This is a genomic window from Flavobacterium sp. FPG59, from assembly GCF_002150205.1.
GTDB lineage: Bacteria > Bacteroidota > Bacteroidia > Flavobacteriales > Flavobacteriaceae > Flavobacterium.
On record NZ_MTCA01000106.1, the window covers coordinates 1 to 9,745 of the forward strand.

Below are 9,745 nucleotides of genomic sequence, written 5' to 3' on the forward strand. Positions count from 1 at the left end.
CATTAAACACTTTATGAGTCTGCTTTTGAAAATCTTCTGGTTTTGCATAAAAAATATTTTCTACAAAAGTTTGAGGATTTAGATCTATCAATGGAAACCAAGTGCTTTGAACTTGTACTTGAATTTTATGTCCTTTCTTAAAGGTATGAAACACATCTTGCAACTTAACATTTACTGCTGTTTTTTCATTAGCCACAAACGATTCTGGTTTACTAAAACTATTTCTAAAACGACCTCTCATTACTTCGCTTCTCACCATCATGTGATAATTGCTCATTTTTAAATGAGGAGCTATCTCTTTAGTCTCTGGCTCCTCATTAGGAAAAACATCAATAACTTTTACTACCCAGTCCGCATCTGTACCTGTTGTAGCCACTTGTAATTGCGCTAAAATATCGCCAGCAAGCGTTGTATCGTCTGTTAAAATTTCAGTTTCAAAAACAAGAACATCAGGACGTCTTGCTGCAAAACGCTGGTCATCTGTCATGTATTTTCTAGGTGTAAGACCTTGTTGTTTAACATCTTCAGAATAAGGAACCGGTTTCTTTGGGTCGCTAATAAATTCTTCAAAGGCAAAATTCTTTTTTGCCATTTGTGACAACTTGTTGTCTTGCATGAAAAAAGCTTTCTTTTCGGTATTCTTTGGAGGCCAAGCATCATATGTTTTCCATTCTTTTTTACCCGAATCAAAAACATAAGCCTCAGGAAGTATGTTTTCAGCTTTACCATTATTTTTTAGGAAATGACGGAAAAAATTAGCTTCAATATTTTTTTGGTAAAAACCTGAAATGCTATCGCCAAAATTAATATTCCCAATAACTTGTTTAGCAGAATTACGAGCCCAATCTCCGTGACTCCATGGCCCCATTACGATGGTATTGTAATTTTTACTGCTCTTTTCAATCGTACTGTATGTATTTAATGGACCGTATAAATCTTCTGCATCAAACCAACCACCAACCGTCATAACTGCAGGTTTAATATTGTTCAAATGTTGAAGAATACCTCGCTTTTGCCAAAAATCATCGTAACTAGAATGATCTTTTAGCTGTTGCCAAAATTCATTATCGGCTCCGTAATACTTATCTAAATTTGAAAGTGGGCCAGCATCAAGAAAAAATTGATAATCATCATTAGTTCCCGTATTGGTAAATGTATACCATGGCTCTGTGGTACGTGCCTTTTTTTGTGGTCCAAATAAAGGTGTCACTTTCCAGTAACTTAAAAGATAAGCTCCATTGTGATGAAAATCATCAAAGAAGAAATCAGCAATACATGCTTGTGGCGAAACTGCTTTTAATGCCGGGTGATTACTTAATAAAGAATACGTTGCATAAAAACCTGGATAAGATATTCCCCATGTTCCTACGTTTCCGTTATTATTAGGTACATTTTTTACCAACCAATCTATTGTATCATACGTATCAGATGCTTCATCAATATCAGTCTTTGATTTTTTATTAGGTACATAGCCACGCATGTTATCATACAAACCATCACTCATAAACCTACCACGAACATCTTGGTAAACTACAATATACCCTTCTTTCATCATCGTTTCACTTGGTGAAATCGACCTTTTCATTTTATCAGCGCCATAAGGCCCCGAGTTATAAGGTGTTCTTTGCATGATGATTGGATACTTTTTTGAGGTATCCTTTGGAGTATAAATTGAGGTAAATAGCTCAGCTCCATCGCGCATCTTGATATGCACTTCTTTTTTAGTGTAATTTTCTGCTACATAATTTGGTTTAGAATCCTGAGCCGAGGATAATAAGACACCAAATATCAATAATGCAATACTTAGTAGTTTTTTCATGTGTTTTTTAAATTTAATAGGGTTTAAAGATAAAAAATATGTGGAAATAAAAACAGTTTAAAGACACTAAAATAAATTCATTGTAAAAAAATAAGCATAAAAAAAGGCCTATTCGGCCTTTTTAAATGAATCTATTCCGTCTCTCAACCAATCTTTATAAGCATTGATATCTGAGTTGTAACTTTCTGGTTTATCTGATAGCATATTCCCATCAGTGTCCATAACAATGTAGTATGGCTGTGCATTTGCTTTAAACTTGGTAATTTGAAAATCACTCCATTTATTTCCTACGCTTACCACCTCTTTTCCAGTTTCTTTAGATACGTATTGCTCTTCTTTTGGGAGTTCCCTTTTATCATCAACATATAACGAAATAAGCACAACCTCGTTTTGCAATATTTTTAAAATCATTGGATCGGACCAAACATAGTCTTCCATTTTTCTACAATTCACACACGCATAACCTGTAAAATCTAATAGAATAGGTTTGTTAACTGATTTTGCGTAAGCTACTCCCTTGTCATAATCCTCAAAAGCTATTAAATCATGTGGTCCTAAATGAGCTCCATCTGGTAAAACTTGGGCTGTTTTTGCTGAGCCTCCTTTTGAATTCCCTACTCCATAAGGACTTTCGCTATAGGTCATAGGTGGCGGAAAACCTGAAATTAATTTTAATGGCGCTCCCCAAATCCCTGGAATTAGATACACTGTAAAAGCTAAAACTACTAATCCTAAAGACAATCTTCCTACCGAAATATGATTCAATGGACTATCGTGTGGGAGTGTAATTTTTCCAAAAAGATATAAAGCTAATGTTCCAAAAATAGCAATCCAAATGGCTAAAAACACTTCTCTTTCCAAGAAATGGAGCTGCAATACCAAGTCAGCATTAGATAAAAACTTAAAGGCCAATGCCAGTTCTAAGAAACCTAATACTACTTTAACCGTATTCAACCACCCACCTGATTTAGGTAATGAGTTCAACCAACCTGGGAACATAGCAAACAACATAAATGGTAATGCAAGTGCTAATGAAAAACCAAACATTCCTACAATAGGTGCAATACCGCCTTTGGAAGCTGCCTCTACTAACAGAGTTCCTACAATAGGCCCCGTACATGAAAAAGAAACTATGGCTAGAGCCAATGCCATGAATAAAATACCAATAATACCACCTCTATCTGCTTGACTATCTACTTTATTTGCCCAAGAATTTGGCAACATGATTTCGAATGCGCCCAAAAATGACGAGGCAAAAACAACTAATAAAATAAAGAAAATGATATTAAACCATACATTGGTAGATAAAGCATTTAGGGCATCAGCTCCAAATATTGCCGTTACCAAAAATCCTAAAACAACATAAATAAAAATTATCGCAATACCGTAAATAATAGCATTTCGAATTCCTTTTGCCTTAGTTTTACTTTGTTTGGTAAAAAAACTAACCGTCATAGGGATCATTGGGAAAACGCATGGTGTTAATAATGCTGCAAATCCAGATAAGAATGCAATAAAAAAGATAGACAATAATCCTCTTTTTTCCTCTGGTTTGTCAACTTTAGGTGCTTCTACTTTGATAGGTTTTTCTGCATTCAAGTCAGATTTAACGGTATCAACAACCTCCTTTGACAGGTTGGAATCGCCTGTTGCTGTATTTACCACCGGTGCTACTTCTATGGTTGCACTTTCGTTTTGAGGAATTTTTATAGTAAAATTCTTTTCAACATTGATGCAGACATCTTTACAAACCTGATAATTAAAGTCAACTTTAACCTCAGTAAGCTTAGTATTTGTAAGTTCAATTTCTTGTTGAATTTGAGCCTTTTTCTCAAAAAAAGTTTCGTTTACTTCAAATATATCATTGAAGGCAGTTCTTGTTTTGCTTTCTTTGGCTTTGCCAATAAGTTTAAAATTTCCTTTTTGGTTTTTAAAAATAATTTCAAGAGGAAGTGGTCCCCCATCTGGCGTGAATTGGGAATACAAATGCCACTCGTTATCAATAACAGCATTAAAAATCAAGAGGTATCTGGTATCTGACTTTTTTTCAATTTTAGTAGTCCATTTTGCTGGATCTAAAATTTGAGCATTACCATTGGCAAAAGCCAAAAATGCTATAAGTAAAAGGATTATTTTTTTCATGAGCGTCGTTCTATTTTTAGAATGTTTTTTGTTTGGTGGTCTATTTTAAATCGTTCGTCTTGTCTTATCGAGAGGATCCAGACAATAGTTTCATTGGAACACAAAATCCAACTATTTTCTTTGTCTAGGAGTGATATTTTCTCGTCTTTAAAAATTTTACTCACTTTTTTAGACTTTCCTCCCATACCAAGAGGCTGAAAAACATCTCCTTCTCTCCATCGGCGTAATACTAATGGATATTTTAATTTATCTGCATCTACAAAAATTATATTTTCATTTACAGCTGTCAATTTTTCAACCGACTGAAAACTCAAATGAATAGGAGATACAATTTCATGTAAATCGCTATCAATTTTAAACTCTTCTCTTTCATTTACGAAATTTATCGGACTAAGGATTAAATAATCACGATCTTTTAATAATCGGTATTGAGGAGAGAGAACAAACTTGCCTGATTGACTTTCAACAAGTGAATAAATATCATCCCAAGATGTAAACTCAAATTCTTTGAGCCACTGGTACAAATAGGATTTATAATTGGGTAATTGTTTTAATTTTTTAATATCTAGATGTATAATTTCATCCTCTTGCTTTGCAACCTGCTGATAAATCATAATCGCGGCATCCTCCATCATAACATTAGTTTCCTGAAGATAGGTTTGAGTTTTAAGAAATGATGACAAAAAATTAGAATTAATATCTTTTAACAAAGGTATAACCTGATGTCGGATTTTGTTTCGAAGGTATTTATCTGTGGCATTGCTGCTGTCTTCTCTCCATTTGATATTGTTCTCATGGGCATAACGTGTAATTTCATCTTGGCTAAATGCCAAAAGTGGTCTTACTACACGATCATTCTGTTCCGGAATTCCGGTCAGACCCTCTATTCCAGTCCCTCTACTTAAATTAATTATAAAGGTTTCAAGAGCATCATCAGCATGGTGTGCCGTAAGAATATAATCGTATTGTTCTTGCTCTAAAATTTCGTAAAACCAGCTGTAACGCAACTCTCTTGCGGCAACTTGTGTGGATATTTTAAAATCTTCGGAAAATGCCTTGGTGTCAAATTGAGTAAAAAAGAAAGGAACATTGTTATTTGATGCGTACTCTTGAACAAATTTTTGATCCTCAAAACTTTCTAAACCTCGAAGCTGAAAATTACAATGAGCAATAGCCATGCTAAATCCCATTTGCTGAAACAAATGAACCATAACCATGCTGTCTATACCACCACTGGTTGCCAAAAGCACCTTTTTACCTTGTAAAAAAGATAGCTTTTGCTGAATATGTTTCTCTATTTGTTGTATCATTTTATTTAACTTAACTAACTCAAAACCTCAAGCATTGCATGAGCTTTTAGCAAACATTCTTCATACTCTTTTTCTGGAACCGACAAAGAAGTAATGGCACTTCCCACAGAAAAAGAAACGTATTTTGAAGCACTGTTGTACAGAATACTTCGGATAACTACATTAAAATCAAAATCCCCGTTAGGAGTAAAATACCCGACTGCTCCACTGTAAACGCCTCTTTTGGTTTCTTCAAGTTCGTCAATGATATTCATGACAGAAATTTTTGGTGCCCCTGTCATACTTCCCATTGGAAAAGTTGATTTTAAGACATCAATTACAGCATATTGAGAATCAAGTTTAGAGGTAATAGTCGTAATCATTTGATGCACTTGCAAAAATGAGTAAATCTTGCATAGCTCTGTTACTTGAACACTGCCTTTATGAGCTGTACGAGCCAAATCATTTCGAACCAAATCCGTGATCATTATATTTTCTGCACGTTCCTTTGGGTCTGATGCTAATTTATTTTTAGATTCTTCATCTTCAGTTGTATCCAAAAAACGTTTAGATGTACCTTTTATGGGCTGGGAAACTATTAATTCTCCTTCTTTTCTTAAATAACGTTCCGGTGACGCCGAAAGTATGTAATGTTGATGATTCTTAAAATAAACTGCAAAAGGTGGTTTTGAGATGGAATTTAATTTTAAAAACTTTTGCAATGGATCAATTGCTGTATTTTCAGAAAAAAATTCCATACAAAAATTAGCTTCATAAATATCCCCTCGGTGAATGTGATCTTTTACTTTAATCACTTTCTTCAAATAATTTTCTCTTGAAATCCGCTGTTTTACATGAACTGTTTCAACAATGGTATTGATAGGACATTCTGTAGACAAAATAGTTGCATAATCATAGTCTATTTCATCATCACAAAAATTCAAATATTGAATTTCAAGTGTGTTTCCTTTGAGTATAAATACTTTTTTGGGTTGAAAAAAAAATAAATCTGGAAAATCTAAAAAATCATTGTTTTTTGATGAAACCTTTTCAACATCGTTTTTTAAATCATAAGACAAGTAACCAAACAACCAGTCTTTAGTACTTTCTTGATATTGTTTCAAATCATCGAATGCATTGTAATAATCTGTTTTTAAAGAGGTAAAAGCGTCAACTGCAAGCACGCAATCAAAAGAGGAGTATTCTTGTGGATACGAATTACTATCTAAAAAAATAATTTCACGAAACTGTTGCGCCCATGTTGCAAGTTGTTGCTTGATTTGTAATGGATTTTCGACATTTTTTATGATGGATGTTCTCAAGGAATTGAAATGTTTTTTATAGCTCAAAATTACAACATTTTTATGTTAAATCGGTAATCATGACTGATTCTAAAAGCAAGAATATACAAAGCTTTTAAACGTAATTCCTTGCCCATTTAAACAAAGTTTATTTTGATGGCATGAAATTTGAATTGTAGCATTTTACTTAAAATCTAAAAAGCCAGCAAACAAGAAAACACCTATTAACAAATAAATTATTAACCTGTAAAACAAAAAATTATGCTTAAAAAACACCATGCCCTATTCCCTTTACTGCTAATCATTTTAGCCATTTCTTGTAAAAAAGCCGATTCTTTAGATGAAACTTCTTCTAAAACAACAACTTCTTCAATAGATAGTAGTAATACTGTTTCTTCAGCTGCAGCAGTACAACCAAAAAATAGTGATAGAAAATTTGTACGAACTGCCGATATTAAATTTAAGGTAAAAAATGTTCCCAACTCAACTTACATTATTGAAAACGCCACCAACAAATTTGGAGGTTTTGTAACTTACACCAATTTACAAAGCACAATTTCTGAAAAAAAAGAGGTTAAAATTAGCCAAGACAGTACTTTAGAAATCACGAAATATACTGTTGAGAATAACATCACCATTCGGGTTCCCAATACCAAAATGGATACGGTAATCAAAACCATTTCGAAACAAATTGATTTTCTGGAGTATCGTATAATTAAGGCTGACGATGTTTCATTACAACTGCTCTCCAATCAATTAAAAGAAAAAAGAGACACTAATCAAGAAAAGCGCCTTGTAAAAGCGATTGATAGCAAAGGCAAAAAACTAAATGAAGTGGTGCAAGCAGAAAATGACCTAAATCAAAAAAGCGAACAAAAAGATAACAGCAAACTCGAAAATATCTCATTAGCTGACCAAGTAAATTTTAGCACTTTAACGTTACAAATTTACCAACGTGAAACCATCAAAAAAGAAATGATTGCTAATGAAAAGGAATTTCGTCAAGGTTTTGGTTCGAAAATAGTTGATGGACTCGAAAATGGCTGGTATCTTATTGAAGGAATAATTGCGGTAATCGTTCAATTATGGTCGATCATTTTAATTGGCATTATAGGCTATTTCGCATACAAAAAATACTTTCGCAAAGTCAATTAAATAAAAAACCCGTTCAAAAATTAGATTGAACGGGTTTTTGTTAAAATATAGTCTTCTTATACGTGTAATGCTCTATTATCAGTGGCAGCTAGAGCGGCTTCTTTTATCGCTTCTGCAAAAGTTGGATGTGCATGAGACATTCTTGAAATATCTTCAGCAGACGCTCTAAATTCCATAGCAGTAACTGCTTCTGCAATTAAATCAGCACAACGAGCACCAATCATATGAACTCCAAGTACTTCATCTGTTTTTGCGTCAGCTAGGATTTTTACAAAACCATCTAAATCACCACCAGCGCGCGCACGACCTAAAGCTTTAAACGGAAAACTACCTGATTTAAAATCAACACCAGCAGCTTTCAATTGCTCTTCTGTTTGCCCTACCGCAGCAACTTCTGGCCAAGTGTAAACTACACCTGGAATCAAATTATAATTGATGTGTGGTTTTTGTCCCGCTAAAATTTCAGCTACCATAACACCTTCTTCTTCCGCTTTGTGTGCTAACATTGCACCACGAACTACGTCTCCAATTGCATAGATATTAGGAACATTTGTTTGTAAATGATCATTTACTTCAACCATACCTCTTTCGGTTACTTTAACACCTGCTTTATCTGCATTCAATCCATCGGTATAGGGACGACGACCTACTGAAACTAATGAATAATCTCCTTCTAATGTTATTGTTTCTCCCTTAGCATTTTCGGCTTGAACAACAACTCCTTCTCCATTTCTTTCTACTGATTTCACTTTGTGTGAAACATAGAATTTCATTCCTTGTTTTTTCAATACTTTTGTCAATTCTTTAGACAAAGATGCATCCATTCCTGGAATAATTCGGTCTAAATATTCAACCACAGAAACTTGCGCTCCTAATCTTAAATACACTTGACCTAGTTCTATACCTATTACTCCACCACCAATGATTACAAGGTGTTTTGGCACTTCTTTAAGTTTTAATACCTCAGTAGAAGTTATAATTCTTTCTTTATCAATTTTGATAAAAGGTAAAGAAGATGGTTTAGAACCCGTTGCAATGATAATATTTTTTGCTTCGATAGTTTCAGAAGTACCATCTGCTTTTGCTACAGCAACATGTGTAGCATCAACAAAAGAACCTAAACCTTCAAAAACAGTTACTTTATTTTTATCCATTAAGAATTTAACACCTCCCGAAGTTTGATCTACAACCGCTTGTTTGCGTGCAATCATTTTTTCAAGATTAACTTTTACATCACCAGAAAGTTCAATACCGTGATCTGCAAAATGTGCAATTTCACTGTAATGATGAGAAGAAGCAAGCAATGCTTTTGAAGGAATACATCCTACATTTAAGCAAGTTCCACCTAGAGTAGAATATTTTTCAATAATTGCTGTCTTAAATCCCAATTGTGCGCAACGAATAGCAGATACATATCCGCCTGGGCCTGAACCTATAATGACTACGTCAAATGAACTCATAATATGTTAATTTTTGTGATGTTTATATAAAAGTGTTACAAAATTAAGAAATTAGTTTTGTTTAAGGTCGTATTGATCAGCTTTTTTAGGATTAATTTACCGAATTTAAAAAGATGAATTTAATAAAAAATAGTATTAGACATCAATAACAGTGGTGTTTTTCACCTCATTTATCATAAAGGTACTATGTGTACTGCCTATATGTTGTAGAGTGGTCAGTTTGGTAACTAAAAATTCTCTGTAAGCTTCCATATCTTTTACAACTATTTTTAGAATATAGTCATAATCTCCGCTTACATGATGACATTCAATAACTTCTTTAAGCTGAATGACCTCACTTTCAAACTTTGCTATGAACTCTTTAGTGTGCTGAATTAATTTAAGATGGCAAAAAACCACAAAACCTTTTTCGACTTTCGAACGATTTATTAAGACAACATATTTATCGATAACACCTTCCCTCTCTAATTTTTTAATGCGCTCATAGACTGCAGTTACAGATAAATTTAACTTTAAGGAAAGCTCCTTGGTTGTTTTTTTACTGTCTGATTGTAATAAATACAAGAGTTTCTTATCAAT

7 protein-coding genes are annotated in these 9,745 nt (G+C 33.6%); 1 reads left to right on the plus strand and 6 read right to left on the minus strand.

Going from position 1 to position 9,745, the window contains the following annotated elements:
* The 4 genes from FPG59_RS10175 to FPG59_RS10190 all read right to left on the minus strand — a co-directional run.
* Nucleotides 1-1,819: CocE/NonD family hydrolase (locus tag FPG59_RS10175; protein ID WP_140344626.1), on the minus strand; the 1,819-nt coding region annotated here is incomplete at its 3' end.
* A 108-nt stretch (nucleotides 1,820-1,927) separates the two neighbouring features.
* Nucleotides 1,928-3,961: a protein-disulfide reductase DsbD gene (locus FPG59_RS10180; protein ID WP_086454496.1), complete on the minus strand. Its 2,034-nt coding sequence runs from the start codon at nucleotides 3,959-3,961 to the stop codon at nucleotides 1,928-1,930.
* Nucleotides 3,958-5,271, minus strand: a complete 1,314-nt coding sequence (tilS, locus tag FPG59_RS10185; protein WP_086454497.1) for a tRNA lysidine(34) synthetase TilS — start codon at nucleotides 5,269-5,271, stop codon at nucleotides 3,958-3,960. The genes FPG59_RS10180 and tilS overlap by 4 nt, the downstream gene beginning before the upstream one ends.
* Nucleotides 5,272-5,285: 14 nt before the next feature.
* A complete protein-coding gene (locus tag FPG59_RS10190; protein ID WP_086454498.1) occupies nucleotides 5,286-6,572 on the minus strand; it encodes an anthranilate synthase component I family protein in 1,287 nt (428 codons plus the stop codon).
* A 240-nt stretch (nucleotides 6,573-6,812) separates the two neighbouring features.
* Between FPG59_RS10190 and FPG59_RS10195 the strand changes: the two genes are divergently transcribed.
* Nucleotides 6,813-7,706: a DUF4349 domain-containing protein gene (locus FPG59_RS10195; protein WP_086454499.1), complete on the plus strand. Its 894-nt coding sequence runs from the start codon at nucleotides 6,813-6,815 to the stop codon at nucleotides 7,704-7,706.
* Between the two features lie 56 nt (nucleotides 7,707-7,762).
* Here FPG59_RS10195 and lpdA read toward each other — a convergent pair whose 3' ends face one another.
* Together lpdA and FPG59_RS10205 are read right to left on the minus strand one after the other, a co-directional pair.
* Nucleotides 7,763-9,166 (minus strand): dihydrolipoyl dehydrogenase, encoded by a 1,404-nt coding sequence (gene lpdA, locus FPG59_RS10200; RefSeq protein WP_086454500.1) that lies wholly within the window; start codon nucleotides 9,164-9,166, stop codon nucleotides 7,763-7,765.
* A 135-nt stretch (nucleotides 9,167-9,301) separates the two neighbouring features.
* The coding region (locus tag FPG59_RS10205; protein WP_369596811.1) for an Lrp/AsnC family transcriptional regulator at nucleotides 9,302-9,745 on the minus strand (444 nt) is incomplete at its 5' end.